Origin of the sequence: Parvivirga hydrogeniphila, from assembly GCF_023371205.1 — a bacterium.
GTDB lineage: Bacteria > Actinomycetota > Coriobacteriia > Anaerosomatales > Anaerosomataceae > Parvivirga > Parvivirga hydrogeniphila.
Genome location: NZ_JAMCCO010000001.1, coordinates 1 through 26,543, shown reverse-complemented (window position 1 = coordinate 26,543; position 26,543 = coordinate 1). Strand labels below are relative to the sequence as shown.

28 protein-coding genes and 4 tRNA genes are annotated in these 26,543 nt (G+C 67.9%); 25 read left to right on the top strand and 7 right to left on the bottom strand.

Going from position 1 to position 26,543, the window contains the following annotated elements; translation table 11 throughout:
• The first annotated feature begins 51 nt into the window (after positions 1-51).
• From MX659_RS00160 to MX659_RS00135, 6 genes are all read left to right on the top strand, one after another.
• Positions 52-924, top strand: a complete 873-nt coding sequence (locus MX659_RS00160; protein ID WP_267191469.1) for an ABC transporter ATP-binding protein — start codon at positions 52-54, stop codon at positions 922-924.
• Complete coding sequence (locus tag MX659_RS00155) at positions 921-2,165, top strand: ABC transporter permease (protein WP_267191468.1); 1,245 nt, start codon at positions 921-923, stop codon at positions 2,163-2,165. Before MX659_RS00160 ends, MX659_RS00155 begins: the two co-directional genes overlap by 4 nt.
• Entirely contained in the window at positions 2,162-3,226 is a 1,065-nt protein-coding gene (locus tag MX659_RS00150; RefSeq protein ID WP_267191467.1) for an ABC transporter permease, read from the top strand. Before MX659_RS00155 ends, MX659_RS00150 begins: the two co-directional genes overlap by 4 nt.
• A gap of 145 nt (positions 3,227-3,371) precedes the next feature.
• A complete protein-coding gene (locus MX659_RS00145) occupies positions 3,372-4,535 on the top strand; it encodes a branched-chain amino acid ABC transporter substrate-binding protein (RefSeq protein WP_267191466.1) in 1,164 nt (387 codons plus the stop codon).
• 97 nt (positions 4,536-4,632) lie between these two features.
• Complete coding sequence (gene purH / locus MX659_RS00140; RefSeq protein WP_267191465.1) at positions 4,633-6,192, top strand: bifunctional phosphoribosylaminoimidazolecarboxamide formyltransferase/IMP cyclohydrolase; 1,560 nt, start codon at positions 4,633-4,635, stop codon at positions 6,190-6,192.
• Between the two features lie 69 nt (positions 6,193-6,261).
• The gene (locus MX659_RS00135) at positions 6,262-8,232 is read left to right on the top strand and encodes a methyl-accepting chemotaxis protein (RefSeq protein WP_267191464.1); all 1,971 of its coding nucleotides are present in this window, start codon (positions 6,262-6,264) and stop codon (positions 8,230-8,232) included.
• 9 nt (positions 8,233-8,241) lie between these two features.
• Here MX659_RS00135 and MX659_RS00130 read toward each other — a convergent pair whose 3' ends face one another.
• On the bottom strand, positions 8,242-9,264 hold the full coding sequence (locus MX659_RS00130; RefSeq protein WP_267191463.1) for a mechanosensitive ion channel family protein: 1,023 nt from the start codon (positions 9,262-9,264) through the stop codon (positions 8,242-8,244).
• 149 nt (positions 9,265-9,413) lie between these two features.
• Between MX659_RS00130 and MX659_RS00125 the strand changes: the two genes are divergently transcribed.
• The 6 genes from MX659_RS00125 (at position 9,414) to MX659_RS00100 (ending at position 11,427) form a co-directional block, all read left to right on the top strand.
• Positions 9,414-9,489, top strand: a tRNA-Lys gene (locus tag MX659_RS00125).
• An 11-nt stretch (positions 9,490-9,500) separates the two neighbouring features.
• Positions 9,501-9,576 (top strand) — tRNA-Glu (locus MX659_RS00120).
• Between the two features lie 83 nt (positions 9,577-9,659).
• Positions 9,660-9,734, top strand: a tRNA-Val gene (locus tag MX659_RS00115).
• A gap of 245 nt (positions 9,735-9,979) precedes the next feature.
• The gene (locus MX659_RS00110; protein ID WP_267191462.1) at positions 9,980-10,453 is read left to right on the top strand and encodes a nucleotidyltransferase domain-containing protein; all 474 of its coding nucleotides are present in this window, start codon (positions 9,980-9,982) and stop codon (positions 10,451-10,453) included.
• On the top strand, positions 10,450-10,881 hold the full coding sequence (locus MX659_RS00105) for a HEPN domain-containing protein (RefSeq protein WP_267191461.1): 432 nt from the start codon (positions 10,450-10,452) through the stop codon (positions 10,879-10,881). The genes MX659_RS00110 and MX659_RS00105 overlap by 4 nt, the downstream gene beginning before the upstream one ends.
• A gap of 153 nt (positions 10,882-11,034) precedes the next feature.
• Positions 11,035-11,427: a hypothetical protein gene (locus MX659_RS00100; RefSeq protein WP_267191460.1), complete on the top strand. Its 393-nt coding sequence runs from the start codon at positions 11,035-11,037 to the stop codon at positions 11,425-11,427.
• On the opposite strand, the gene MX659_RS00095 is transcribed toward MX659_RS00100, so the two are convergent.
• Both MX659_RS00095 and MX659_RS00090 read right to left on the bottom strand, forming a co-directional pair.
• Positions 11,412-12,323 (bottom strand): NAD(P)-dependent oxidoreductase, encoded by a 912-nt coding sequence (locus MX659_RS00095; RefSeq protein WP_267191459.1) that lies wholly within the window; start codon positions 12,321-12,323, stop codon positions 11,412-11,414. The genes MX659_RS00100 and MX659_RS00095 overlap by 16 nt on opposite strands.
• Positions 12,324-12,386: 63 nt before the next feature.
• Positions 12,387-13,304, bottom strand: coding sequence for a cation diffusion facilitator family transporter (locus tag MX659_RS00090; protein ID WP_267191458.1), 918 nt, complete (start codon positions 13,302-13,304; stop codon positions 12,387-12,389).
• Positions 13,305-13,424: 120 nt separating this feature from the next.
• On the opposite strand from MX659_RS00090, the gene MX659_RS00085 reads away from it, so the two are divergent.
• From MX659_RS00085 to cysK, 8 genes are all read left to right on the top strand, one after another.
• Entirely contained in the window at positions 13,425-13,727 is a 303-nt protein-coding gene (locus MX659_RS00085) for a hypothetical protein (RefSeq protein ID WP_267191457.1), read from the top strand.
• A complete protein-coding gene (locus MX659_RS00080; protein WP_267191456.1) occupies positions 13,705-14,583 on the top strand; it encodes an alpha/beta fold hydrolase in 879 nt (292 codons plus the stop codon). The genes MX659_RS00085 and MX659_RS00080 overlap by 23 nt, the downstream gene beginning before the upstream one ends.
• Positions 14,584-14,621: 38 nt before the next feature.
• Positions 14,622-15,572, top strand: coding sequence for a DUF72 domain-containing protein (locus tag MX659_RS00075; RefSeq protein WP_267191455.1), 951 nt, complete (start codon positions 14,622-14,624; stop codon positions 15,570-15,572).
• Positions 15,573-15,670: 98 nt separating this feature from the next.
• A complete protein-coding gene (locus MX659_RS00070; protein ID WP_267191454.1) occupies positions 15,671-16,084 on the top strand; it encodes an RrF2 family transcriptional regulator in 414 nt (137 codons plus the stop codon).
• Positions 16,081-17,286 (top strand): cysteine desulfurase family protein, encoded by a 1,206-nt coding sequence (locus tag MX659_RS00065; protein WP_267191453.1) that lies wholly within the window; start codon positions 16,081-16,083, stop codon positions 17,284-17,286. Before MX659_RS00070 ends, MX659_RS00065 begins: the two co-directional genes overlap by 4 nt.
• A 12-nt stretch (positions 17,287-17,298) precedes the next feature.
• Positions 17,299-17,745, top strand: coding sequence for a Fe-S cluster assembly scaffold protein NifU (gene nifU / locus MX659_RS00060; RefSeq protein ID WP_267191452.1), 447 nt, complete (start codon positions 17,299-17,301; stop codon positions 17,743-17,745).
• A gap of 7 nt (positions 17,746-17,752) precedes the next feature.
• Complete coding sequence (gene mnmA, locus MX659_RS00055) at positions 17,753-18,805, top strand: tRNA 2-thiouridine(34) synthase MnmA (protein ID WP_267191451.1); 1,053 nt, start codon at positions 17,753-17,755, stop codon at positions 18,803-18,805.
• A complete protein-coding gene (gene cysK, locus MX659_RS00050; RefSeq protein ID WP_323745431.1) occupies positions 18,802-19,761 on the top strand; it encodes a cysteine synthase A in 960 nt (319 codons plus the stop codon). The genes mnmA and cysK overlap by 4 nt, the downstream gene beginning before the upstream one ends.
• A gap of 12 nt (positions 19,762-19,773) precedes the next feature.
• Here cysK and MX659_RS00045 read toward each other — a convergent pair whose 3' ends face one another.
• The 4 genes from MX659_RS00045 to ppcA form a co-directional block, all read right to left on the bottom strand.
• A complete protein-coding gene (locus tag MX659_RS00045; RefSeq protein ID WP_267191450.1) occupies positions 19,774-20,436 on the bottom strand; it encodes an amino acid ABC transporter permease in 663 nt (220 codons plus the stop codon).
• Positions 20,437-20,504: 68 nt separating this feature from the next.
• Positions 20,505-21,353, bottom strand: coding sequence for a substrate-binding periplasmic protein (locus tag MX659_RS00040; protein ID WP_267191449.1), 849 nt, complete (start codon positions 21,351-21,353; stop codon positions 20,505-20,507).
• 35 nt (positions 21,354-21,388) lie between these two features.
• Positions 21,389-21,904 (bottom strand): CD3072 family TudS-related putative desulfidase, encoded by a 516-nt coding sequence (locus MX659_RS00035; RefSeq protein WP_267191448.1) that lies wholly within the window; start codon positions 21,902-21,904, stop codon positions 21,389-21,391.
• 126 nt (positions 21,905-22,030) lie between these two features.
• Entirely contained in the window at positions 22,031-23,491 is a 1,461-nt protein-coding gene (gene ppcA, locus MX659_RS00030) for a phosphoenolpyruvate carboxylase (RefSeq protein WP_267191447.1), read from the bottom strand.
• A gap of 80 nt (positions 23,492-23,571) precedes the next feature.
• Here ppcA and MX659_RS00025 point away from each other — a divergent pair, with 80 nt between their 5' ends.
• The 5 genes from MX659_RS00025 to MX659_RS00005 form a co-directional block, all read left to right on the top strand.
• Positions 23,572-24,021, top strand: a complete 450-nt coding sequence (locus tag MX659_RS00025) for a hypothetical protein (protein WP_267191446.1) — start codon at positions 23,572-23,574, stop codon at positions 24,019-24,021.
• Positions 24,022-24,113: 92 nt separating this feature from the next.
• A tRNA-Asp gene (locus tag MX659_RS00020) sits at positions 24,114-24,190 on the top strand.
• Positions 24,191-24,415: 225 nt separating this feature from the next.
• Positions 24,416-25,021 (top strand): hypothetical protein, encoded by a 606-nt coding sequence (locus MX659_RS00015; RefSeq protein ID WP_267191445.1) that lies wholly within the window; start codon positions 24,416-24,418, stop codon positions 25,019-25,021.
• A 109-nt stretch (positions 25,022-25,130) separates the two neighbouring features.
• Positions 25,131-25,706 (top strand): cupin domain-containing protein, encoded by a 576-nt coding sequence (locus MX659_RS00010; protein ID WP_267191444.1) that lies wholly within the window; start codon positions 25,131-25,133, stop codon positions 25,704-25,706.
• A 10-nt stretch (positions 25,707-25,716) separates the two neighbouring features.
• A partial coding sequence (locus MX659_RS00005) for an AMP-binding protein (protein WP_267191443.1) occupies positions 25,717-26,543 on the top strand: 827 nt, incomplete at its 3' end.

Below are 26,543 nucleotides of genomic sequence, written 5' to 3'. Positions count from 1 at the left end.
TTGTCGTGAGGCGCGCTGGACGGCCGCCTCGTGTCGGACGGGGGTCACAGCATGTCTGAGGTTCGTGGACCTGCCATCGCCGTCGAGGACCTGCGGTTCTCGTACGGGGAGATCCAGGCGGTCAAAGGCATCTCGTTCGAGGTGATGCCCGGTGAGATCCTCGGCTTCCTCGGTCCGAACGGTGCGGGCAAGTCGACGACGATCAAGATGCTCATCGGGCTGCTGCCGCCGCAGGGCGGGACAGCGACCGTGCTCGGCACTGACGTGGGGCTTGACGACCCCGGCCTGCAGGCACGCATCGGCGTCTGTTTCGAGGAGAAGAACCTCTACTTGAACATGACTGCGCGCGAGAACCTTGCGTTCTTTGCGGCGCTCTTTGGCGTGAAAGACGCCGACATCGACGGCGCGCTCCGGCGCGTCGGGCTTGCAGACCGCGCGAACGACCGCGTCAAGACGTTCTCGAAAGGCATGCGGCAACGGATGATGATCGCTCGCGCGTTCATCAACCGCCCGGATGTGCTCTTCTTGGACGAGCCGACCGACGGGCTCGATCCGGTGACCGCCGCTGCGATCCGTGCCACCATCAAGGAGGAAGCGGAGCGCGGTGCGGCGGTGTTGCTCACGACGCACGATATGTTCGAGGCCGACGAGCTCTCGGACCGTGTCGCGTTCATGAACGAAGGCCGCATCGTTGCGCTCGACACGCCTGAGAACCTCAAGCTGAAGCACGGCACGCGAGCGGTTCGCGTACGGCTGCGCGATGGCGAGGGCGTGCGCGAGGAGGTGCTGCCGCTCGGCGACAGCGAAGCGTCGGCGCGGCTGGCCGAGCTCGCCGCATCGCCCGACTTGCTCACCATCCACACAGAGGAGGCCACGCTTGAGCAGATCTTCATCAGGCTGACGGGCAGGGGGCTTGCGGGATGAGGCGCACGGTCTCACGGGTGGCGATCGTGTTTGCGCTGCTCAAGAAGGAGCTCGTCGCGTACGCGCGGGACACCGTCTACCTCGCGCTCACCCTCGTGGTGCTCATCGCTGCTCCGCTGCTGTTCCGCGCGATGCCGGACCGCGTGGACGAGGAGCTCGTGCTGGCGATCTGCCCGCCGGTCGAGCGGCTGCTTGAAGGCTCTACCGAGGCGCTCCGAGCGCTCGGCGCCTCAGAGGCGGACATCGCGCGGATTCGCCAGGCGGACCTGACGAACCAAAAGGGGCTGCTGCTCGTCGAGTTCGATGACGCGGCGAAGATGCGGGCGGCGATCGAGGGGTCGCTCGAGGTGTGGCGCGCTTCCGACGGCACGCTCGTCTTTGTTGACACGACGGCTGGCGAGAAGCGGCCGCGGGGCGCCGAGCGCGTGGACGTGCAGGTCGGCGTCGCGTTCCCGGAGCGTTTTCTCGCCGACCTTGTTGCGGGCGCACGCGGGATCGAGGTGACGGTCTACACGCACGCTTCCGCTCCGCCCGAGCTCAGGCAGGCTGTGACGAGCTTCGTGCGGGAGGCCGCGTTCGAGATCGCAGGCGATGAGCTGCCGGTGCGGTTCCCGGACGAGAAAGACGTCGTGCTCGGGACCGACCGGCTGGGCGACCAGGTCTCGCTTCGCGAGAAGATGCGCCCGATGCTCCTGTTCGTGGTGTTGATGATGGAGACGTTCTCGATGGCCTCGCTCGTCTCCACCGAGGTGCTTGAGAGAACCGTGACCGCGGTGCTCGTCACGCCCGCGAAAGTCTCCGACTTCATCGCCGCAAAGACCATCTTCGGCACGCTCGTGTCGTTCACGCAGGCCCTGATCGTGCTCGCGCTCATCGGCGGGCTGACGGCGTCGAGCTGGTCGGTCGTGCTGGCGGTGCTCGCTATCGGCGCCGTGATGTTCACGGGGATCGCGCTCATCGTCGGCGCTGCAGGCAAGGACTTCATCGGGCAGCTCTTCTACGCGATGCTGTTCACTGTGCCCCTGCTCATACCGGCGTTCGCGGTGCTGTTCCCAGGGTCCGTCGCTCCCTGGGTGCGCGTCTTGCCGACGTTCCCCATCATCGACGTGCTCGTGAAGGCCACGGTCTACGGAGGCGGATGGCGCGAGGCGGCCGGGTCGCTCGTGTACGCCCTCGCGTGGCTCGCCGTCCTGTTCGGCGCCGGGGTCGTAGCGCTGAGACGGAAGGTGGCATCGCTATGAGTCCGCGGCTGACGGCCACGATCCTCAAGAAGGACTTCGCCTCAGGGACGCGCTCGCCCGTGTTCCTGTGGGCGCTCGTGCTGCCGCTCGCGATCACGCTCGTGCTGCAGGTGGCGTTCGGCTCGCTGTTCCAGCCGAAGCCCCGGCTTGGCATCGTCGACCACGGGTCGTCCCAGGTCGTGCGTGCCGTGCAAGCCGCAGATGGCATCCGGGTGCGGGTCTTCGAGGACCCCGAGGCACTGCGCGAGGCGGTGGAGGCGAACGACGTGGATGCCGGCCTTGTGCTTCCGCGCGGCTTCGACGAGGCCGTGAAGGCGGGCGCGCGGCCGACGCTCACCTTCTGGATGAGCGGCGAGAGCTACGCGGCCAACCGCATCGTGCTCGCGGTGACGACGATCGATCTGCTGCGCACGCTCCAAGGCGCGCGTCCGCCGGTCGAGGTGCGTGTGGAAAGCGTCGGCGAGGCGGGTCTGCCCATTTCGGTGAGGCTGGTGCCGCTCATCGTGTTCTACGCGCTCGTGATGGCGGGGCTGTTCGTCCCGAGTTCCAGCCTCGTGGAGGAGAAGGAGCAAGGAACGCTCAAAGCGCTTCTGGTGACGCCGGCGAGGACGACCGACGTCCTCGTGGCGAAGTGGACGCTCGGCGTGGTCCTTGCGAGCGCAATGTCGGTCGTGACCCTCGTGCTGAACCGCGCGCTCGGCTCGAACTGGCCGGAAGTCCTCGTCGTTGTCGCAGTGGCAGCGATGCTCACCTCTGCGCTCGGCATCGTCGTGGGCGCGCTCGCCTCCGATTCGCAGATGCTCTTCGGCATCGTGAAGGGCTCCGGCATCTTCCTGTTCGCGCCGGTGGCCTTCTACCTGTTCCCGGACTGGCCGCAGTGGATCGCCAGGCTGTTCCCGCTGTACTGGATCATCGACCCCATCTGGCGCGTCGCGGTGCTGGGGGGCCACCTGTCCGAGGTGGCGTCCGAGATCGGCGTCGCGCTCGGCATCACCGTGGCGCTGGGGGCGCTCGCGCGGTCGCTCTCGAAGCGCATGCAGCTGCAGATCGCGACGCGGTGACGCAGGGGGCGCTCCGCTGGCGCAGGGCGGCCGCAAGACGAGGGCGGCGGATCGCGTCCGTCTGGTATCATCCCGCGGGGAACGCTCACGCAGACGCGAGAGCGCTCGTTGTGTATGCGGAACGATGTGACTGGGAGGCTGCGCTATGACACGAGCGTGGAAGGGGTTGGCGGTCGTGACGGCCACCGCGCTGCTCGCGGTCGCTGCCGTGGGCTGCGGTTCGCGGAGCAGCGAGGAGCCGACGAGCGAGCAGGCGAAGACGGTGAAGATCGGGTTCGCAGCGCCGCTCACGGGCGACAACGCGGTGTACGGCCGCGGCATGCAGCGCGCGGTGCAGATGGCCATCGACGAGGCCAACGCGAGCGACCGGGTCAAGCAGGCGGGCGTCCGCTTCGAGCTGTCCGCGCAAGACGACCAGGGAGACCCGAAGCAGGCCGTGAACGTCGCGACGCTGCTCGCAGGCGATCCGGCGGTGGTGGGCGTGGTCGGCCACTTCAACTCCGGGTGCTCGATCCCGGCATCGGCCGTCTACCAGCAGGCCGGGCTCGCGATGGTATCGGTCTCGTCGAATCCTCAGCTCACGGCGCAGGGATTCGACGTCGTCAACCGCATCGTCGCGAAGGACGACACGCAGGGCTCATTCGCTGCCGACCTCGTGTACGACAAGCTCGGCATCCGCAAAGTGGCCGTGCTCGATGACTCGACGCCGTACGGGAGCGGGCTTGCTGCTGAGTTCGTGAAGCGGTTCGCGGCCAAGGGCGGCACGGTGGTAGTGCAGGAGAAGGTGCAGGCCAAAGACGTCGACTTCTCCGCGCTCGTCACGCGCATCAAGTCGACGAGGCCCGAGGCGATCTACTATGGCGGCGCGCACACCGAAGGCGCGCTGCTGTCCAAGCAAGCGAAGGAGAGCGGCCTGAAGGTGCCCGTCATCGGCGGCGACATGCTGTATTCGGCCGAGTACATCTCGATCGCCAGGCCGGAGAACGCCGAAGGCGACATCTGCACGAGCCTCGGGCTGCCGCTCGAGCAGCAGCCGAAGGGCGTGGAGTTCAAAGCCGCGTACAACAAGCGGTACGGCGAGGACCCGGAGGCGTACGACTCGTACGCGTACGACTCGGCCTGGATCATCATCGAAGCGGTGCTCCAGGCCGGCGCCGATCGCGGTGCGGTCGCGAAGGCCGTCCGTGGCATCACCTACGACGGCGTGACGGGCACGACCTCGTTCGACGAGAACGGCGACACGCGCAACCAGGTGATCTCGGCGTATCGCGTCGAGGGAGGCGCGTGGAAGCAGCTGCTCGACCAGTAGCGCGTCGAAGTCGAGAACAGCGACGGCCCCGGTGCACGCGCCGGGGCCGTTTGGCACAATAGGCGCACACGGCAGACGGACGAAGGGCGGCAGGGGCATGGATCTCGTGAAGGTCAGGCGCGCGCTCATCTCGGTGACGGACAAGACCGGCGTGGTGGAGCTCGCGCGAACGCTCGCGGACGAGTTCGGCGTCGAGGTGGTCTCCACCGGCGGCACCGCGAAGGTGCTCGAAGAGGCCGGCGTCTCAGTCCGGCCGATCGAGGACCTCACGGGCTTCCCGGAGATGATGGACGGTCGGGTGAAGACCCTGCACCCGAAGGTGCACGGCGGGCTGCTCGCGCGGCGTGACTCCGACGAGCACATGCGCCAGGCCGAGGAGCACGGGATCGGCATGATCGACCTCGTGGTCGTGAACCTCTACGCGTTCGAGAAGACGGTCGCGCGCGACGGGGTCACCGAGGAGGAGGCGATCGAGAACATCGACATCGGCGGGCCCAGCATGCTGCGCTCGGCCGCGAAGAACTTCGCGAGCGTGTGCGTCGTCACGGACCCCGCCTGCTACGCCTCGCTCGTCGAGGAGCTGCGCGCCAACGGAGGGTGCACCACGCTCGCGACGCGCCGCGCGTACGCCACGGAGGTCTTCCGCCTCACGAGCGCGTACGACAGCGCGATCTGGATGTACCTGTCGGGCTACCGCGCGCAGCGCTTCCCGCACGAGGTGCGCTTCCGTCTCGAGAAGGTGCAGGACCTGCGGTACGGCGAGAACCCGCACCAGCAGGCCGCGTTCTACCGCTTCGTCGATGCGGCCGAGCACACGCTCGCGCGCGCGGAGCAGATCCAAGGCAAAGAGCTGTCCTACAACAACATCCTCGACACGGACGCGTGCTGGGCAGCGGTGCGCGAGTTCGACGAGCCCGCGTGCGTGATCGTGAAGCACACGAACCCGTGCGGCGTGGCCGTGGCAGCAGACGTCGTGGAGGCGTACAAGCGCGCCCACGAGGCCGACCCCGTCTCCGCGTACGGCGGCGTGATGGCCTTCAACCGGACCGTGCCCGCCGCGCTCGTCGAGGCGATCTCAGCGAACAAGCAGTTCGTCGAGGTGATGATCGCGCCGGACTTCGAGCCCGGGGCGCTCGAGCTTCTCGCAGCGAAGCCGAACCTGCGCGTGCTCCGCACGGGCGGCGTGCGGCCCACCGGCGGCCACTACGAGTCGCGAGCGGTGGAAGGCGGCATGCTCGTGCAGACGTCAGATGCGGTGGCCGAAGATCCCGCGGCGTTCCGGGTGGTGACGAAGCGGCAGCCGACCTCGGAGGAGATGGAGCAGCTCCTCTTCGCGTGGAAGGTCGCCAAGAGCGTGAAGAGCAACGCCATCGTGCTCGCGCGCGACTTCGTGAGCGTCGGTGTGGGCGCGGGGCAGATGAACCGCGTGAACTCGGCCCGCATCGCAGTGGAGGCGGCCGGCGAGAAGGCGACAGGAGCGGTCGCGGCGAGCGACGCCTTCCTCCCGTTCGCCGACACGCTCGAGGTCGTCGCGGCGGCCGGGGTGACGGCCCTCATCCAGCCGGGCGGCTCCATCCGCGACGAGGAAGTCATCGCGCGTGCGGACGAGCTTGGCGTGGCGATGGTCTTCACCGGCGTGCGCCACTTCAGGCACTAGCGCCACACCCCGACGGGTATTACAGTTCGTCGTGTGGGCCTCGAACGGTCTCGCGAAAGGACGCTCGCAATGAAGCTCTCGTTCCGGTCCCGGCTGCTTGCAAGCCTCGTCCCGGCTGTGGTGGTCGTACTGGCAGCGGCAGGGCTCTTCGGGGCCCAGCGGTTCTCGCGCGTCATGGAGGAGCAGGGCCAGCAGGCCGCAGACCTGCACATCCAGGTGGCGCGCGACATCCTGGCCGAGCGCATGCGGTCGGTGGAGTCGGCGGCGCGGGTCATCGCGCAGGACCCCGCGATCTCGCAGAGCGAGAATGGGGCGCACGGCGCGCTCGGCGTTGCGCTCTCGAGGCAGTCCGGGCCGCTCGGACTGACCTACGCGGCGGTCATCGAGCCCGATGGCACCGTGGCGGGCACGAGCATGGCCACGCAGCCGTTCACGACATCGTGGAACTACCTCGTCCGAGGGCTCTCTTCCAGCGAACCGACGGTGTCGATCGAGATCGTTCCTGGAAGCGAGCTCGAGAAGCTCGGGCTTCGGGGCTCGCTCGAAGTGCCGATGAAAGAGACGCCCAACGGCACCGTGGTTCCGGGAGAGAACGAAGGCGCGCTGTCGGTCGTGGCGGTGGTCCCGGCAGGCGACCGTCGCGTGGTGGCGGTCCGAACGCTCGTGAAGGACTTCGACCTCGTCGATTCTGTGACTGCGAAGGTCGGGGGGACGGCGACGCTCTTCCAGCGTGGCGTGCGGATCGCGACCACCGTGCGCAACGCCGCCGGGGAGCGCGCGATCGGGACCGCCGTGTCCGACGCGGTGCGCAAGAAGACGCTCTCGGAGCGGCAGACGTACCGGGGCGACGCGTTCGTCGTGAACAAGACGTACATCACCGTGTACGAGCCGCTGAAGAACAGCGCAGGCGACGTCGTCGGAATGCTGTACGTCGGCGTCGACAAGTCGCCATACGTGCGGACCACGCGCTCCTACGCGCTCGCGATGGGCGGCGTCGCCCTGCTCGCGATCGTCGTCGTGGTGCTCCTTGCGTACAACGTGAGCAGGGCGGTGGGCCGTCCTCTGAGCGCGATGCAACAGGCCGCGAGCCGCGTCGCCACCGGCGACCTCACCGTGCAGGTCCCATCGGCGGGCTACCGTGAGGTGGAACAGCTCGCAGGCTCGTTCAACGAGATGACGAAGGGCCTGCGCACCATCATCTCCCAGGTCGAGAGCGCCGTGATGCAGCTTCGCGCCGTTGCGGGCGAGATCGCTGCGGCGTCGCGAGCGTCCGCGGAGCACTCGTCGATGCAAGCGTCGTCCGTGGCCCAGTCCACTGCCGCTCTCGAAGAGCTCGTGCGCAGCTTCGAATCGGTCACGGCAGGCGCGAAGCACGTGCTCGGGATCGCCGAAGACGCGCTCGAGTCGGCGCAAGACGGCGCCAAGCACGTCGTAGGGACGGCGCGCGCGATGGACGAGGTGGCCGCGAAGGCTCGCGAGATGGCAGAAGCGGCTTCTGCGATGGCTTCCGTGACGAGCGACATCGAGGAGATGACCGCCATCATCACCAACATCGCGGGTCGCACGAAGATCCTCGCGCTCAATGCGGCTATCGAGGCGGCGCGTGCCGGCGAGGCGGGCAAGGGCTTCGCGGTCGTCTCGTCCGAGATCCGCGGGCTTGCAGAGTCGGTCAACGAGTCGGCGGGCCACATCGACGAGCTCGTGACGAACATCGAAGCCGCCATCCGGCGCCTGGAGCAGCTCGCGGAGGTCCAAGCGACGCTCACGGAGCAGGCAGCCGGCGAGAGCCACGCATCGCGCGAGGCGTTCGACCAGATCGTGCGCCAGATGGAAGACACCACGCTCGCAGCGAAGCAGATCGCAGAAGCGGCCGCGCAGCAGGACCGCGCCGCCGACCAGGTCGTTCAGGCGATGCAGCAGGTGAGCGTGAGCTCGCACGAGACGGCCGCGGCAGCCGAACAGCTCGCGGAATCCGCGAGCGCCGTGGACGCGGAGACGGAGCGTCTCATCGCGGCCATCAGCAGGTTCAAGACGAAGTAGCGGGCGGGCTCACTTCACGACGACGAGGTGCGGGTACGGGATGACGATGCCGTGCTCGGCGAATGCTGCGGTCACGCGCTTGATGAACTCGCTGCGTATCGCGAACTGGTCTGCGTAGGTGGGCGAGCGGAGGACGACCGTCACGCCGATCCCGGAGTCCTCCAGGGCACGGAAGCGGACAGCAGGCTCGTAGTCGGCAAGCGCAGGCGCGAGGTCGGCCACCGTGGCCGCCGCCACGTCTGACGCCACGCGTTCGACGAGGTCGAGGTCGCTTCCGTACGCCACCGTGAACTCCACCGGAACGCTCAGCGGCTGCTCGGGCAGCGCGTGGTTGGTGACGATGGACTGCGCGAGCTTGGCGTTGGGCATGACGACGAGATTGCCGCCTTGCGCGAGGAGCGTCGTGTACCGCCAGGTGACGTCCTGGACGACGCCTTCCTGCCCCGTGTCGAGCGTGATGTGGTCGCCAGGGCGGATCTGGCGAGATGCGAGCAGCTGGAGTCCCGCGAAGAGGTTCGAGAGCGTGTCTTGCAGCGCGAGCGCGACGGCCAGGCCGCCGACGCCGAGCGCGGTGAGGACGGGCGTCACCGAGATGCCGAGCGCGTTCAGCACGAGCAGCGCGCCCAAGGCCACCACGCCGATGCGCGTGAGGTTGACGAAGATGCTCGTGGACGGAAGCGGCCCGTCCGGCGACTGGACGTACTCGCGCACAAGGCCGACCGCGACGCGCGTCGCTGCGACGGTGAGCGTGATCCCGCCTGCGACGAGCAGCAGCCGCGAGAAGAGCGCGTCAGCGGCGGGAGCGAGCGGCTCTGCGCGAAGGCGGAGCAGCCCGGCCGCGATGCCGAGCCACCACGCGGGCATCCCGCGCAGCCCGGCGACGATCGGTGCTCCGGTGCGTGCGGCCTTCGTGGCGAGCGACTTGAGCGTGCGGCTCCCCACAGCCTGCAGCACGACGCCTGCTGCGGCGCCCCCGGCGACGTGCGCGGCGAGCAGGCCGATCTGTTCGAGCGATGCTCCAAGGACGGTCATGGTTCCTCCTTCGCGCAACAATGGTACCGCTTCACGCCGGAGCTGCCGCGCGTTTCTCGCGCGTGCGCCGTCCGCGCCCGTTTGACCGCGAGCACACCAGTCGCTAGACTACCCTTTGCGCTTCGGGCCGGAGGTCCGGTCCAGGTCGCGGGCCGTTAGCTCAGCTGGCAGAGCAGGGGACTTTTAATCCCAAGGTCGCAGGTTCGAGACCTGCACGGCCCACCACGAGCATACGGGCCCCCATCGTCTAGCGGCCAAGGACTCCGCCCTTTCAAGGCGGCAACAGGGATTCGAATTCCCTTGGGGGCACCAGACCATGCAGGGCGCCTCGCTCACGCGGGGCGCCTTTCGTTCTGGTCTGCGAGCCCTGCTAGAATGCAGGGCGTGCACGGCGTGGGCGGTTAACTCAGCGGGAGAGTGCCTCCCTTACAAGGAGGAAGCCGGGGGTTCGAATCCCTCACCGCCCACCATCGCTCGGTCGGCTGCGGGGCTGGGCGTGGGGCCAGGAGCGACACGCGGGTCGGCAATCGGGAGGCTCGAGAGAGGGTCATCAGTGCGCGCTCGGAGTCGAGGGGGAAGCGCCCTGGTTGCCTGGCCAGGATGAGACGTATATGATGGCTACATGTCTACTCAGAGTGAACATATATCTATCCTGAATGAACTCACGTTCAGAACGACTGAAAACCCGACGGTTCAAGAGCGGGTTCTCGGGCTGTTGCTGGATTCCGGTGGCGAAGAGCTCACCGAGTCCGATGTCCGTGCCTCGCTCGACCTCCCGCGCGCGACCGCACATGTCGCGCTGCGCTCGCTCGTAACGCAGGGTCTGGTTCAGGACCGTCGAATCGGTCGGTCGCGACTGTACTGGGTCGACGGGGAGGACGCGCTCATCAAGGCTCTGAAAGCGGCGCGCTCTATCCGCCGCGCGCGTATCGCCCTTTATCCGGTTCGCCACAAGGTCGTGCTTGCAGTGCTCTATGGCAGCTCTGCCACGGGCGATGATCGCCGAGGCAGCGACATCGATCTTCTTGTGGTCGCCGAGGACAAGGATGCGGTGCTTCAGGAGCTTGCGCGCCATCAGTGGCTTCAGCCAGTGGTGATGACATCGGGTGAGCACATGCGCCTGATCGCTGAGGGCGGGAGCTTCGCGGCGGCCGTCGCGCGAGGCACGGTCATCTGGAGGCGGCCATGAGCGAGTTTGAGAAGTGTCTCAAACGTGGTGGGCTGAAACCGCTGCGGGATGTCGGCGCCGACGTCGTTCGCAGAGAACTCCATGCCGCCCGTTCCGATCTGGAGGATGCAGAAAGGCTGCTTGAGCTCGGCATGGTCAAACGCGCGACCATAACTGCGTACTACGCCATGTTCCACGCTGCGCGCGCAGCTGTCCTCCATGCCGGCTACGCCGAGAAGAGCCACTACTGCTTGCTCGTGGCGTTTCGCGACCTGTACGCAGCAACTGATGAGGGCCGCGAGCTCGCAATCGGCATCGAGCGCGCCCGTGTGCTTCGCGAGAACGCAGACTACCACGGGGATTTCTCGGAAGACGCCGCCGAGGCATCCACACACGTCGCACGACGTTTCGTCCGGTTCGTCGAGCGGGTCCTTCAGCAGAACGCGTGAGCCGCTCATGCGGCTGCCTCGCCCGCGCGCCGTTCGAACCGGCCAACCCAGGCTCAGCCTCTCACAGGCTTCCTCATGTTTGCAGGCGCTCGCGAGCGTCCGGCGAACATGACCGCCGAGGGGGGACTGTTCCGGAACGTCAAGGGGGAACGTATGCTCGACGAACGCATCCGAACCGACGACGAGTCGCTCGGCAGACGACGCTACCACGTGAACAAGCAGCGCGCAGTGGAGCGGTCGCTCGAACGGTGGCGGCACGGGTTGAAGGCGGACTGGCATCTGCTCAGCCGCGACGACGTGGCGAACATGGCCTACATCGCAGGCGAGCTGTGGGCGACGCTTGCGCGCGACGAGTGGGAGAGCGTGCACTTCAGCAAGCTCGGGCTTCACGAGACCCGTCTCATCGTGGCGCACGCCGATCGGCTCCGGCGCCACGGTGCCCGGCACGAGGAGACCATCGCCGAGGTCATGCGGCTGGTGGAGCAGGCGCGCGTCCGGTCCGAGGCGGGGGCGTTCGACGCGAGAGCCGATCAGTCGCCAGCGTGATCGACGGGCGCTGCCTGCTCGCCGCGCTCGTAGAGGAGCCACAGCGCGTGCGTTCCAAGCTCCGCGCCGCCTGATTCGTGCAGCCGCGCGTACAGGCGCTCCGCCAGGCCGAGCCCTGGCAGCGCAAGGCCGAGCGTCCGCGCCTCGTCGAGCGCGATGCGCAGGTCCTTCACGAAGTGCTTCACGTAGAAGCCCGGAGCGAAGTCGCCTGCGAGGATGCGCGGGCCGTACGCGCCCCACGACCACGAGTTCGCGCCGCCGCCGGAGAGCGCCGCGTGCACGCGTGCGAGGTCGAGCCCCGCGGCCTTCGCGTACTGGAGCGCCTCGATGAGCCCGAGCATCGTGCCGGCGATGCCGATCTGGTTCGCCATCTTCGTGTGCTGCCCGGCGCCCGGTCCGCCCATCAAGGTGACCGTCTTGCCCATCACCTCGAACAGCGGTAGCGCACGCTCGTAAGCGGCCGCATCGCCGCCGACCATGATGGTAAGCGTCGCGTTGCGAGCGCCGACGTCGCCCCCGGACACCGGCGCGTCGAGCGCCGCCAGTCCGCGAGCCGCGGCGGCCTCGGCGATGCGCACCGCGAGCGTCGGCGTCGACGTCGTCATGTCGACGAGGAGCGCGCCGTCTGGCGCCTGGTCGATGATGCCGCCCGGCGCGAGGTAGACCTCCTCGACGTCGCGCGGGTAGCCCACCATCGTGATGGTGACGTCAGCCATCGAAGCCGCTTCGCCCGCGCTTCCGGCCCAGATGGCGCCCGCGTCGAGCAGCGGCTCGGCCTTCGCCTTCGTCCGGTTGAACACGACGAGCGGGTACCCCGCGTCGAGCAGGTGCCGGGCCATGGCTGCGCCCATCACCCCGGTGCCGATGAATGCGACGGTCGGACGTTTGTGCGACACGGTAGACCTCCTGTTCGTCTGGGCGACCCGCGTGCGTGGCCCGCTCGCGCGTCGCCCGGTGCCTCACTCGCCTTTCGGCAGCGAGTCGACCTCCACGTAGACCCGCTTGATCTCGGGGTGCTCCGCCTGCAGCCGTTCTTCGATGCGGTGGATCGCCCGGTGGACGGCCTCGGCGTGGATGCCGCGCCGGAACTGGACGCCGACGTTCACGAGCAGGTCGTGCGGTCCCATGTACATCGTCAGGAGTTCGGTGACGCGCTCGACCGCCTCGTCTGACGCGATGATCTCGGTGAGGCGGCGCGTGAGCGCGGGGTCGGCGCCTTCGCCCAGCAGCAGCCCGTGCGTCTCTGCTGCGAGAAGCCACGCCACGCCCATCAGGATGAGGCCGATGACGATCGACGCCGCGCCGTCGAAGTAGGGGTTCTCGAGCAGATGTCCGAAGAAGACGCCGAGGAACGCCACCACCAAGCCGAGCATCGCAGCAGAGTCTTCGAAGACCACCGTGTAGAGGCTCGGGTCTTTCGACGAACGGATGAACTCGAGCGGGCGCGCCCCCTTGCGCGCCTTGTTGAATTCTCGGACGGCGACGCGGAACGAAGTCGCCTCGACGGCGAACGCGAAGGCGAGCACGGCGTAGTTCCAGGCAGGGTTCTCAAGCGGGCTCGGGTGCTGGATGTGCGTGATGCCTTCGTACACGGACATCCCGCCGCCGATGCCGAAGATGCTCATCGCCACGATCAGGCTCCAGAAGTAGAGCGACTTGCCGTACCCGAACGGGTGCTCCTGGTCCGCGGGGCGCGCAGACTGCTTGATGCCGAGCAGCAGAAGCGCGCCGTTGCCGGTGTCGACGAGCGAGTGGATGCCTTCGGCGATCATCGCCGAGGAGCCGGTGATCGCAGCCGCCACGAACTTGCTTGCTGCGATGACGAGGTTGCCGATGATCGCGGCAACGACTGCGGTCTTGGATTCGCCGGACGCCATGGTCTCTCCTCGTGTCGGTGCGTGCTGCACCATCCTAGCGGATTGTCGTCCGAACGCGCGCGCGGCTGAGCCGGGTACGATACAGTGTGCAGGCACCGCAACCGACGAATCGAGCGAGACATGAGACGAACCGAGGTACGAGCAAAGCACGCGCTCGCCCTGACAGCCACGGCTGCCCTGTGCGCAGCGCTTGCAGCGGGCTGCGGGTCGGAACCCGCGGCTACGCCCGATGCAGGTGGCGCAGAGACGCCAGAGCAGATCGTCGTGTCTCGGTGCACGAAGTGCCACGACCGTTCGCGCATCGATGCGGCGTCACACGACGCCGAAGGGTGGGCGCGGACCATCGACCGCATGATCGGCAAAGGGGCGCGCCTCACGGCCGATGAGAGGGCGGCGCTCATTGAGTACCTTGCTGGCCGCTGAGGCGCCGCCGCTTAAGGTGCTCTCCCTTTCGCTTCCGAGCACCCAGCTTCGCGTCGGGGCCGCCGGCTCGGGCGAGCTCGCGATCGTCGTCCCGGCCACCATATCGCTCGTCGAGGACTGGGAGGCGATGACGCGCTTCTTGGGCCGACGGTTCCACGCGGTGTTCTTCGAGCTTCCCGGCCACGGAGGCAGCGTCGCCTACGAGGAGCCTTTTTCGAGCCGGCTGGTCGCCCGAACGGTTCTGGAGGTCGCCGACGCGTTCGGGGCCGAGACCTTCACGCTCGTCGGCTTCTCCTTCGGCGGGCTGCTTGCACTGCGTGCGCTCCAGGCGGCACGCGAGCGCGTGCGGCGCATCGCGCTCCTGTCGCCCTTCGTCGGCAGCGAGGCCCTCAAGCGCTCCGCGGCTGAGACGGTCATGCTACGCGCGACCGTCGCCGCGCTCGAGCCGGAGTTCGCTCGCCGCGGGATGCTCGCGGTGTTGCGGAACCCCGCCACGGTGGCGGTCGTCGACTGGTATATGCGCACCGTGGGCGGCTTCGAGACCTCGGCCGACCTGTCCGAGCGCCTGCGAGGCTTCTCGGCCTCGACCCTCGACGTCTTCCTCGCGCAGGTCCGCGAGGTGCTCACGACGCCTTCCTCCGACCTTGCAGGGCCGTTCGACGCGCCGTGCCTGTTCGGCATGTCGCGGTACGACCCGCTGCTCGACTTCGCGACGACGCAGCGGTTCGTGCGCGAGCAGTTCCCGCGCGCGACCGAGGTGGTCTGGGACTGGCCGTACCATGCGCCGCCCACGCCGCTGACGCTTACCGATTACGAGCGCGACCACCGCGCGCTTCTCGAGTTCGACCGCGACTGAGCGTTCGGCGGGTATCCTCTGCACCGAGAGGAGGCCTCGTGGGATCTGTCCGCATCGGCACCTGCTCGTGGACCGACAAGACGATGGTGGCGGCGTGGTATCCGCCGGCCGTGCGGACCTCCGAGCAGCGCCTGCGGTACTACGCGGCGAGGTTCGACACCGTCGAGGCCGACTCGCCGTTCTACGGCATCCCCCGCCCGAGCGTCGCGCAGGCCTGGGCGGAGCGGACGCCCCCCGGTTTCGCCTTCCACGTCAAGGCGTTCGGGCTGCTCACACGGCACTCGGTGGAGGAAGAGCGCTTGTCGCCGGAGTTGCGCGAGCTCGTCACGCACGTCGACGTGCGCGGGAGAGTGCGCGACGCCTCGCCGGAGCTTCTCGATGCGGCGTTCGAGGAGTTCCGAGCGTTCCTCGAGCCGCTCGGGTCTGCCGGCAAGATGGGCGGCGTGCTGCTGCAGTTCCCCCCGTGGGTGACGGCCACCGACCGCGCGCACGCGCACGAGAACCTCGCCTACATCGAGTATGCGGCCGCCGCGCTCGCGCCGCACCGCGTGCTCGTCGAGTTCCGGCATCCGTCGTGGCTGACCGGTCGGCAGCACGCGCAGACGATGCGCTTCTTGGCGGACCGCGGTCTTTCGTACGTGAGCGTGGACGCGCCGCAGTTCGCCGATGCCTCGACCATGCCGCCGGTGACCGCAGCCACGAGCGACTGGGCGTACGTTCGCATGCACGGCCGGAACCGCGAGACGTACTTCGCGCGCACGGGATCCGCCGCCGACCGCTTCGACTACCTGTACACGTCAGAGGAGCTCGCCGAATGGGCGCCCCGCGTCCGGGACCTCGCTCAGCAGACGAACGTCACCTGGGTGATGTTCAACAACTGCAAGCACGACTACGCGCCACGCAACGCGCGTGAGCTCGCGAGCATGCTGCACGTCGAGCCGTACGGGGGCAGCGGTGCGGCGGGAGGCCAGCTCGATCTCGGGGTGTGAGCCCGAAGCGCACGTGCGGCCCTGCTTGACGGACCGGCCCCGACGGCGTATGTTCCGTTATATCCGGTAGAGTTTGTCGGAAATAGGAGCAGACGGCCGTGCAGATCACCACGAAGTCCGAGTACGCGCTGCTTGCGCTCATCGAGCTTGCGGAAAGCGGCGACGGGCGCCCGGTGAGCCTCAGGCGGATCGCGGAAAGCCGCGGGCTGCCAGAGCCGTTCCTCGAGCAGGTGTTCACCGCCCTCAAGCGCGACGGCATCGTGCAGGCGGTGCGGGGCGCACGCGGAGGGTTCCTGCTTGCTCGACCGGCCGAGCACGTGACGGCGCTCGACGTCGTGGAAGCGGTCGAAGGGCCGGTGCGTCCCACGACCTGCGACGCGCCCGTGTGTCCCGTGAGCGGCGAATGTCCGGCCATGCCGGTCTGGGACCGGGTCACCGCCGCGATGCGCGACGCGCTCGCGTCGTTCACCCTGGCGGAACTCGCAGACCACGACATGCACAGGAAGGGATGAGACGGATGGAAGGCGTGACGTACCTCGACTACTCCGCGACGACGCCGGTGGATCCGCGCGTCGTGGAGGCGATGCTGCCGTACCTCACCGAGCGCTTCGGCAACCCCAACAGCCTGTACCGCCTCGGGCGTGAGGCGCACGCTGCGCTCGAGGACGCGCGCGAGCGGGTCGCGCGCAGCATCAACGCGGCTGCCGCAAGCGAGGTCATCTTCACGGGCTGCGGCACCGAGTCGGACAATGCGGCGATCATCGGCATCGCGACGGCGAACGGCCGCAGCAGCGGACATGTCGTGGTGAGCGCGTTCGAGCACCACGCAGTGCTCGAGCCGGCGCATGCGCTCGCGAAGCGCGGGTTCACGGTCACCGAGCTCGAGCCGCGCCCGGACGGGACGGTGTACCCGGAGGACCTCGAGGCGGTGATGCGCGACGACACCGTGCTCGTGTCGATCATGCACGGCAACAACGAGATCGGCACGCTTCAGCCGATCGCCGAACTGGCGAAGGTCGCGCACGCGCACAAGGCGGCGTTCCACGCTGACGCGGCGCAGACGCTCGGCAAGGTGGACGTCGACGTGCAGGCGCTCGGCCTCGACGCGATGAGCTTCTCGGGCCACAAGATCTACGCGCCGAAAGGCGTCGGCGTGCTCTACCTCAAGCGGGGAACGCCGTTCGCGCCGCAGATGCTGGGCGGCGGGCAGGAGTCCCGCAGGCGGAGCGGCACGCAGAACGTGGCCGGGGCCGTGGCGTTCGCGGCTGCGCTCGAGATCATGGACGAGGAGCGGCCTCGCGAGGCACCGAGGCTTGCTGCGCTTCGCGACCGGCTCGTCGAGCAGGTGCTGTCGCGCATCGAGCACGCCCGCCTGAACGCGGCCGACGCGCCTGAGCGGCTGCCGCACATCGCCAACTTCATCATCCCTGGCTGCGAAGGCGAAGCGATGCTGCTGCACCTGGACGCCGCGGGCTTCGCGGTGTCGACGGGGTCGGCGTGCAGCTCCGGCTCGCTCAAGCCGAGCCACGTCCTGCTGTCGATCGGGCTGCCGCCCGAGCTCGCGCACGGCTCGCTGCGCGTGAGCCTTGGACGGTGGAGCACGGAAGCGGACGTGGACGCGTTCGCAGACGCGCTCGTTCCGATCGTCGAGAAGCTGCGCAAGATGAACCCACTGTACGAGAAGACGATCGCTGCGCTCACGCGCGGCGCGTGACGGAGGAGCGGCATGTACAGCGAAAAGGTGATGGAGCACTTCGCGAACCCACGCAATGTCGGCGTTATCGAGGACGCTGACGGCGTGGGGGAAGTCGGCAATCCCGTGTGCGGGGACGTCATGAAGATCACCATCAAAGTCGCCGACGACCGCATCGAGGACATCAAGTTCCAGACGCTCGGGTGCGGTGCTGCCATCGCGACGAGCTCCATCGTGACGGAGATGGCCAAGGGCATGACGCTTGCGGAGGCGGCCGCCATCACCAAGCAGCAGGTCGCGGACGAGCTCGGCGGCCTGCCCCCTGCGAAGATGCACTGCAGCGTGCTTGCGACCGATGGGCTCAAGCGGGCGATCGACGACTACCTCGTGCGCGCCGGCCGCGATCCGATCGGCGGGAAGATCCTGTCCGAGGACCCGGACTTCGACCCGCACGGTGCCGACGACGAGTGCGAGGTGTAGTCGCGCCATGGCACGCGTGCTCGTCGGTATGAGCGGCGGGGTCGATTCGGCGGTGGCGGCGCTGCTGCTCCTCGAGCAGGGGCACGACGTGGTCGGAGCGACGCTGCGGCTCGGTATCGCAAAGCTGCACGGCCGGCAGTGCTGCGGCGAGGAAGCGGCGATCGAGGCGCGGCGCGTCGCCGGCGAGCTCGGCATCCAGCACGTCACGGTGGACGTGGCAGACATCTTCGCCGCCGAGGTGGTGGAGCCGTTCGCTGCGGCGTACGCCGGTGGACGGACGCCGAACCCGTGCGTCGTGTGCAACGAGCGTGTGAAGTTCGCGGCGCTCATCGAGCGGGCCGACGCGCTCGGGTGCGACGAGGTCGCCACCGGCCACTACGCGCGCGTCGTCACGGGCCCTGACGGGCGGCCGTCGATCGCGCGCGGCGCCGATGCGGCCAAGGACCAGTCGTACTTCCTGTACCGGCTCGATGCGGCGACGCTTGCGCGCGTGCGGTTCCCGCTCGGGAACCTCACGAAGGGCGAGGTGCGAAGGATCGCCGCACGCGCCGGGCTGCCTGTTGCGGCACGCGACGAGAGCCAGGAGGTCTGCTTCGCCGACGACCACGTCGCGCTCGTGGCGCGGCTGCGTCCCGAGGCGCTGCGCCCCGGGCCTATCGAGACGAGCGACGGCACGGTCGTCGGGGCGCACGCGGGTATCGCGCGCTACACCGTCGGGCAGCGCAAGGGCATCGGCATCGGGGGCCCAGGCGGCCCCTGGCGCGTCGTCGCCATCGATGCAGAGCGCAACGCAGTCATCGTTGGGGCGTCTGCATCGCTGCTCGCTCGGCGGTTCGTGCTCTCTGACGCAGTGTGGCGGCCGACGGGCGCCGCCGTCCGGTGCTTCGCGGTGCAGCGCTATCGCGCGCGGCCTGCGGCGTGCGAGGCGCGGTACGATGGCAGCCGCATCGTTGTCGAGCTGGAAGATGCCTGCGAGACGACTGCCCCCGGGCAGTCGGTGGTGCTGTACGAGGGCGACGTCGTCATCGGCGGCGGCGTGCTGGAGAGGTGGGACCGATGATCAGCGTGAAGGACTCCGTGGTCTCGACGATCGGCCGGACCCCGCTCGTGCGGCTGCAGCGGCTGGCAGACGGGCTGCCTGCTGCGGTGGCCGTGAAGCTCGAGTCGCGCAACCCTGGCGGGTCGGTGAAAGACCGCATCGGCTGGAACATGGTGCGTGACGCCGAGGAGCGCGGGCTGCTGCGGCCAGGCCGCTCCGTCATCGTCGAGCCGACGTCCGGCAACACGGGCATCGCGCTCGCGATGGTCGGCGCTGCGCGCGGCTACCGCGTGGTCCTCACGATGCCCGAGAGCATGTCGGTCGAGCGCCGAAAGCTGCTGGCGGCGTACGGCGCCGAGCTCGTGCTCACGCCGCGGGAGCGAGGGATGGCGGGCGCCGTCGAGGAGGCCGAGCGCATCGCGGCAGCGACGCCGGACGCGTTCCTCACGCGGCAGTTCGACAACCCAGCGAATCCCGAGGCGCACTACCGCACGACCGGCCCGGAGATCGAGTCCGCCCTCGACGGCCTGACGCTCGGTGCGTTCGTCGCCGGCGTCGGGACGGGCGGGACCATCACGGGAGTGGGCCGCTACCTGCGCGACGCAGGCATGGGAGCCCGGATCGTGGCCGTGGAGCCCGCCGAGTCGCCGATCATCGCCCAGCGGCTGCGCGGCGAGCGCGAGACGCCGGGACCGCACGGCATCCAGGGCATCGGCGCGAACTTCGTGCCGAGCGTCCTCGATCTCGGGCTCATCGACTCGGTGGAGCACGTCACCACTGCCGAGGCGATCGCGATGGCCCGCAGGCTTGCGCGCGAGGAGGGCCTGCTCGTCGGCATCAGCTCCGGCGCCAACGTCGTTGCAGCGCTCCGCGTGGCAGCAGACCCGGCGCTTCGCGGAACCGTGGTGGTCACCGTCGCACCGTCCACCGGCGAGCGGTACCTCTCGACGCCCCTGTGGGAAGGCTTCGGCGAGTAGGGCGGCCCTCGATCACGCTCGGCCGAGTGCAAGCCGTCGTTCGAGAAGCCTGCTCAGCAGCGAGAATGCGAACGTCAGGACGAAGTACACGAGCGCCACGACCGCGAAGATCTCGAACGCGCGGAACGTACGCGAGTAGACCTGGTTCGCGATGTTCATCATCTCCGTGATCGCGAGGAGCGATACTAATGAGGTGTCTTTGAGCATCGATGAGAATGTGTTCACCAAGGGCGGCGTGGCTGTTCGGAGCGCTTGCGGAAGGATGACGCTCGTGAGTGTCAGCCAGCGGGTCATTCCGAGGGCGTGTGCGGCGTCATACTGGCCGCGATCGATGCCCGCCAGCGCACCGCGGACGATCTCAGAGATGTACGCGCCGCCATTCAAGCCGAGGCCGAGGACCGCAGCGGTCATAGCCTCCATGACGATACCTATCTGGGCCAAGCCGTAGTAGATGAAGAACAGCTGGACCAAGAGCGGCGTCCCTCGGAAGAGCTCCACGTATGCAGCGACGACGACAGTGAGCCGATGCGGCCTGCTTCGGATGATGCCGACAGCCAGTCCGACGAGGAGGGCGACTGCGAACGAGACCGCAGTGATGCGTACGGTGAGCACCGCGGCGGCGCCAAGCTCGGGCACCCAATTGAGGATGATCCTCCACTGTAGGTCGTTACGCACGGTTCCTCCCAGGCGCAGCAGGGCTGCCTGCTCGGCAGCCCTGCCCTCCTTCACGAGGCGCTAACGCGCTACTGCTGCTGGATGGTGAGCCACTTCTTGACCAAAGCGTCGTACGTCCCGTCGGCTTTGACTTCCGCGAGCGCCTTATTGAACGCCTCGACGAGCGAGGTGGAGCCTTTGCGGAAGACCCCCACCAGCTCGGCGCTCTCGAGAGGTTCGCTCGAGACCTCGAAACTGGGGTCGACCTTCGCCTGCTCGAGCGCGAAAGTGTAGCCCGCGATGACAGCATCGATCCTGCCGGCCTTCAGATCGTTCATCGCGTCCTGTGTGAGCTTGTACTTCTTGAGGCCCTTGAAGCCGATCTCCGGATTCAGCTCGTCTGCAAGCTGTTCGCTGCCTGAGCCAAGCTGGACGCCGACGATCTTGTCTTTGAGGTCGTCTTTGCTCGTGATGCCCTTGGGATTCCCTTTCGCGACGATGATCACGTCCGGCAGAAGGTAGTACACGTCGGAGAACTCGACGTTCGCCTCCGCGGCCTCCTTCTTCGACATAGCCGAGAAGATGACGTCATAGTCGCCTTTCTCGAGCCCGCCCAAGAGCGCCTGCCACTCTGCGGGCCGGTACGTCGCCTTCACGCCCATCTTCTCGACGATGGCGTTCATCAGATCGATGTCGAAGCCCTCGATCTCCTTGGTTTGCTCGTTCGTCGATTCGAACGGGGCGTAGAAGGGGGCCAGGCCGACGATGATCTCGCCCCGTTCCTTGACCGTCTGCAACGACGCGTCCTTCGCAGCCTCCTCGTCTCCGATCGTCGCACCGCCTTGCTCGGCCGTTGTGGTGCACCCGCCGAGGGCTAGGGTCGCGATGAGCAGCAAGGCCAGTGTGCTCGCAGTCACGATGCGCAATCTCCGTGCCATACCAGCTCCTTTCGTGTGCCTCGTTGGTTCGATCATCAGAGGGAGTCCTCTGGGACCGCGATGAACCGTGCCTCGATGCCCGCTTCCGAAAGCATCTGCGCGAGGACTTCGAAGAAGACGCCCGAACCCTCGACCGTCCTCGCATGCTGAGGTGTGCCCCCGGCGCCGTACACGTCCTCAGGTTCGCCGCCTGAGTACCCCTGGCACGTCAGAGCGACTCCGCAGTTCGGGCTCCCATCCACACCGATGACCTCGCTCAGCGTCACCCCACCTGCCTTCAACGCTGACAGGGTATCGAGGATGGGGCGAAGGATCTCGGCGCAGTGCCGACGGAACGCTCGGGTATCGTACTGCTCGTAGGTCATCCCCCATCGCTGCATGCCCAGATACGTCGCTTCGGGGCATGGCAGCTGGATGAGTGCGGTTTCCCCGTCGAGCATCTCTCGAAGGGCCGGGCTCCTACCTGTTTGGCGGACCAGCCCGTGAACCTTCGTCGTCGGGTTCAGCAGGCAGTGCGCGACGAGCGTCACGGAAGAACATCGGGCAGGCATTGTTGTTCCTTTATAGACAACATCAGCCTGCTATATATCACCTTGTGAGATGACAGGCAAGCAACCCCTGATGTCGAGGCCGGCAAACGTCCCCGATCAGGCACATGATACCATCGGGGTGGACGCTCACCCCAAGAACCGGCGGACCAGCGCTGCCTGCACCACGAGGTCGGGGACGATCGAGTCCTGCCCTGTTGCCAGCGCGTCGCGGATGCGGCGCACGAGCTTCCCGTGCGCCTCGTCGGGCTCGACGTCGTAGCCCGCTCGGACGAGCGCTCGCCGGATCGGCTCCGGGAAGTACGGCGAACCGAGGTCAGCGCGCGCGAGCGCTTCGCGCATCTTGGCGTCGAACGACGGGTACGACTCGCGCACGAAGGCCAGGTCCCCGGCGGTCAGCGCGTCGAGGCCGAGGAGCTCGGGCGGGACTCCGAGCGAGTACAGGGCGCATGTGAACGAGATCGCGCGGGGCAGCGAGACCCCGCCGACCTGGCGCGCGTATCCGAACAGCCCCACGTGCAGTTTGCGCGCGCGTCTGCGCGGGACGAACGACGCGACGCGGTTGATGGCCGGTGCGAGCGCCGTCACCTGCTCGCGGTAGGTCGCGCTGTACCGCTCTATGATGTCGAGGACGCGCTGTTCGTCGACAGGCGTCGGCGGACCTATCTCTCGAGACTTCAGATGCTCGATCGCCCGTTGCACGTCGGACGGCGGGAAGTCGTACTTGAACGCCGATTGGATGGTGAAGGTCACGACGCTCGGGTACTCGCGTCCGACACGCTCGGCGGTATCGGGCCGCAGGCCGCCTCGGAACGGTGCCGAGCCCATGCCGAGGATCGGGTGTATGCGCACGCCGAGACGCTCGGCCACCGCGCCGAGCTGCTGCAGCGCGACCTTGTTGGCGAGAGCAGCGGAGACGAGCCCGAAGTTCATGGCGGTGTCCGATCGCGCCAAGAAGACGCGCTGGTCGGCCACCTCTTTGTCACGGAGGTACTCCTCCACGACACGCGCAGCGTTGAACATCCCGTCGACGTCCTCGAACAGCGGGATGACCTCGATGAGCTCTGGCTTGGTGGGTCCGATCCACTCGGCCACGGTAATGTCCCCCGGACGCACCGGCTGGTCTTGGCGTCTGACGATGAAGTCGGCGTAGTAGCGGAAGATCCGGTCGATCTCGGCGGCGGAGGTCGTCATGGGCAGGATGACCTCGAAGATCGGCGCGACGTCGCGGCCGTAGAACAACCGTGCCGTGTCGAAGGACCGAGGGATGCTCTCCAGCGTCTCGAGCAGTACTTTGGCCTCGGCGGTCTCGACGGCGGGGTTCGGTACGCGCAGCGTGAGCCGCAGCTCTTCGCCGAGCGTGCGTGTCCGGAAGAACGGCTCGAAGTAGCTCAAGAGCTTCTTGACGACGAACGTGTCGATCTCCTTGCCTTCCACGTCCCACATCTGCTCGTCGCACCCGAGATGCGAGTACGCGTAGTACGCCTCGCGGATCTCGTCTTCGCCAGCGAGCACCTGCGAAGTGGAGAAGAACGGAACAGAGGCGTTGTCAGGGTGCTGGGTGCTCATGCAGCGGGGGATGCGCGTCATCTGTCCTCCTCAGAGAACCGCAGATAAGGCCGGATCGTCTGATGGGTAGGTTCCCCTTTGCAGGCAGGAGGTCGAGGGCCGTGAGGCATGTCGTGTGGGTCGTCATCACAGCAGCGCTCGTCGCAGCCGTCTCCGGATGTGTCGCGGGCACGCCGGCCAACGACGGCGCAGGTGGCGGAGCGTTCGAGCCCCCTGCGGCGATGCCGCCGGCGGTACCATCTCCTCGTGAGCCCGGGCTCACCGGGCTTCCGGACGGCCGCGTCCAGGCGCTCGGTCGGCTCGCTCGCATCGACTTGGAAGGCGGGTTCTGGGCGATCGTCGAGGGTGCTGGGACGCAGCAAGGCGCGGACAAGGTCGTGGCGGTCATCGCGAACGCCGACGAGTGGGAGCGCACGCTCGAGGCGCTCGAAGGCTCCGTCGTCATCGCGGTCGGCCGGCGTTTCGAGGGCGCGTCGATCCGCATGGCAGGCCCCGAGGTCGTCGTCGAGAGCATCGCGGAAGCGGGAACGGTGCCTGGCGCGCCGAAGTAGGGCCTGCGCGCAAGCCGCTGTCAGCACCCATCTAGACACGCCGCGCTCGGCTCGCTACAATCCGTTCGCTGTCCGTGCGTGCACGGGCGCGTGGGGTGTTAGCTCAGTTGGTTAGAGCGCTGGCCTGTCAAGCCAGAGGTCGCGGGTTCGAGTCCCGTACATCCCGCCATCAGCCGTCTTCAGGCCGGGTGCGACGAAGGTCCGCCCGGCCTGTTGCATGCTCGGACGTCCGCTCACCGGGTGTGGTACGCTGCCCGAAACGGCGCTCGGATGCGGGGAGGCAGCGATGGCGGAGGCGGACAGTCCCTCTGGTGCACCAGGAACCACAAGTCCCTCTGAAGGAGCGCCGGCGCCCTCGCGGCCCAGGCGCCGCGGGTGCCTGACCGCGGTCGGTGTGCTCGCAGGAATCGTCGCGCTCGTGGTCATCGGCGGAGCGGTGGTGCTCGCGAAGGTCTCGAAGCCGCGCGGCCTCGGCGTTACGTGCACGCAGGCGGATTTCGACAGCGCGTGTAAGAAGATCGGCGTCGAGTTCCCGAAGACCCCTCCTGCCAGTGACGGCACGCGATACGAGCGCGTCTACGAGGGCAGCAAGCCTCTCGACGTCACCCTTACCGAATCGGAGATCTCGGCCCTCATGTCGTTCAACCACGACGCCTCCTACTGGCCCATCAAGAGCATGCAGGTCGACATCACCGGCCCGGGCTCGGCTCGTGCGTCGGCCGTCGTCTCGTACGCTGGACGTGACTGGCCCGTGTACGTCGCCGGGACCGGCGGTCTTGCGGGGCGGTCGCTGTCCGTCGACTTCAGCGAGGTGCAGGTCGCAGGCATCACGGTCCCCGCGCAGTACTACGACGCGGGGGAGCGCTTTCTCGCCGACGTCGTGAACCGGCGGCTCGCACGGATACCGGGACTCGACGTGCAGAAGGTCGAGTTCACCGACGCTGGCGTGCACGTCGTCGGCACGGTGTGGGAGAAAGCGGAGTGGCGGGAAGTCCCGTAGTCCGCCCGCGCCTGCCCGCTTTGTCGTATCATGCACGAAACCGCATGCGGCGCACGCTGGGATGCCACGTGCGTCGCATGCCTCGCATCACGGGGACGGAGGGCGTGGCATGGCAGACGACCGTATCGGCAAGAAGATGGCGACCGTGCGCGAGTCGCTCGGGCTCTCGCGCGAGGAGCTCGCAGAGCGCGCCGCATGCGACGTGTCGGTGATCGAGCGCCTCGAATCGGGCGAGCTCGCGCCGTCGCTGGCGCCGCTCATCAAGATCACGCGTGCGCTCGGCGTCAGGCTCGGGACGCTGCTGGACGACGACGCCAACGTCGGCCCGGTGGTATGCCGGGCGGCCGACGCGGAGCGCACCGCCCGGCTCAAGAGCCTGGAGACCGTAAGCGACGCAGGCGTGCTCGACTTCTATTCGCTTGCGGCGGGCAAGTCCTCGCGTCACATGGAGCCGTTCGTCATCGACGTCAATCCGGCGGCGGTTGCATCGCACGCGCCTTCTCAGCATGAGGGCGAGGAGTTCATCTACGTGCTCGACGGCGAGATCGAGGTGGCGTACGGCAAGGACGTCCACCGGCTCGGACCGGGCGACAGCATCTACTACGACTCCATCGTGCCGCACGAGGTGCGGGCCGCCGGCGACGCCCCTGCGCGGATCCTCGCGGTCGTCTACGCGCCGCTGTAGAGGAGGAGCGATGGGCCTGCACACCGAGCTCACCATAGGCGCGTACTTCGAGCAGAAGGTCGCTGAGCGCGGCGACGCGGACTTCATCGTCTATCCCGACCGCGACCTGCGCTGGAGCTACCGCCAGTTCAACGAGCGGGTGGACGCGCTCGCCAAAGGGCTGCTCGCGATCGGCATCGGCAAGGGAGACCACGTCGGCATCTGGGCCCGCAACGTGCCCGACTGGCTGACATTCCTGTTCGCCACTGCGAAGGTCGGCGCGGTGCTCGTCACGGTGAACCCCGTCTACAAGTCGCACGAGCTCGCGTACGTCATCAAGCAAAGCGACATGAAGGCGCTGGCGATCATCGATGCGTTCCGCGACGTCGACTACGTGCAGATCCTGCGCGAGCTCGTTCCAGAGTCGCGGACGCAGGAGCGCGGACGGCTGATGAGCGCGGAGTTCCCGATGCTCAAGTCGCTCATCTACCTGGGGCCGGAGAAGCACCGAGGCTTCTACTCCATGCCAGAGCTTCTGCTGCTCGGCGAGCACGGCGACGATGCAGCGCTGCGTTCCGCGCTCGCCTCGACGCGCAACGACGACGTCATCAACATGCAGTACACCTCTGGGACCACGGGGTTCCCGAAGGGGGTCATGCTCACCCACCGCAACATCCTCAACAACGGCTTTTTCATCGGCGAGCGCCAGAAGTTCACCGAGGCCGATCGGCTGTGCCTGCCGGTGCCGCTCTTCCACTGCTTCGGGCTCGTCTTGGGCGTGCTCGCGACGCTGACGCACGGCGGCACGCTCGTGATGGTGGAAAGCTTCGACCCGCTGATGGTGCTCGCAGCGATCCA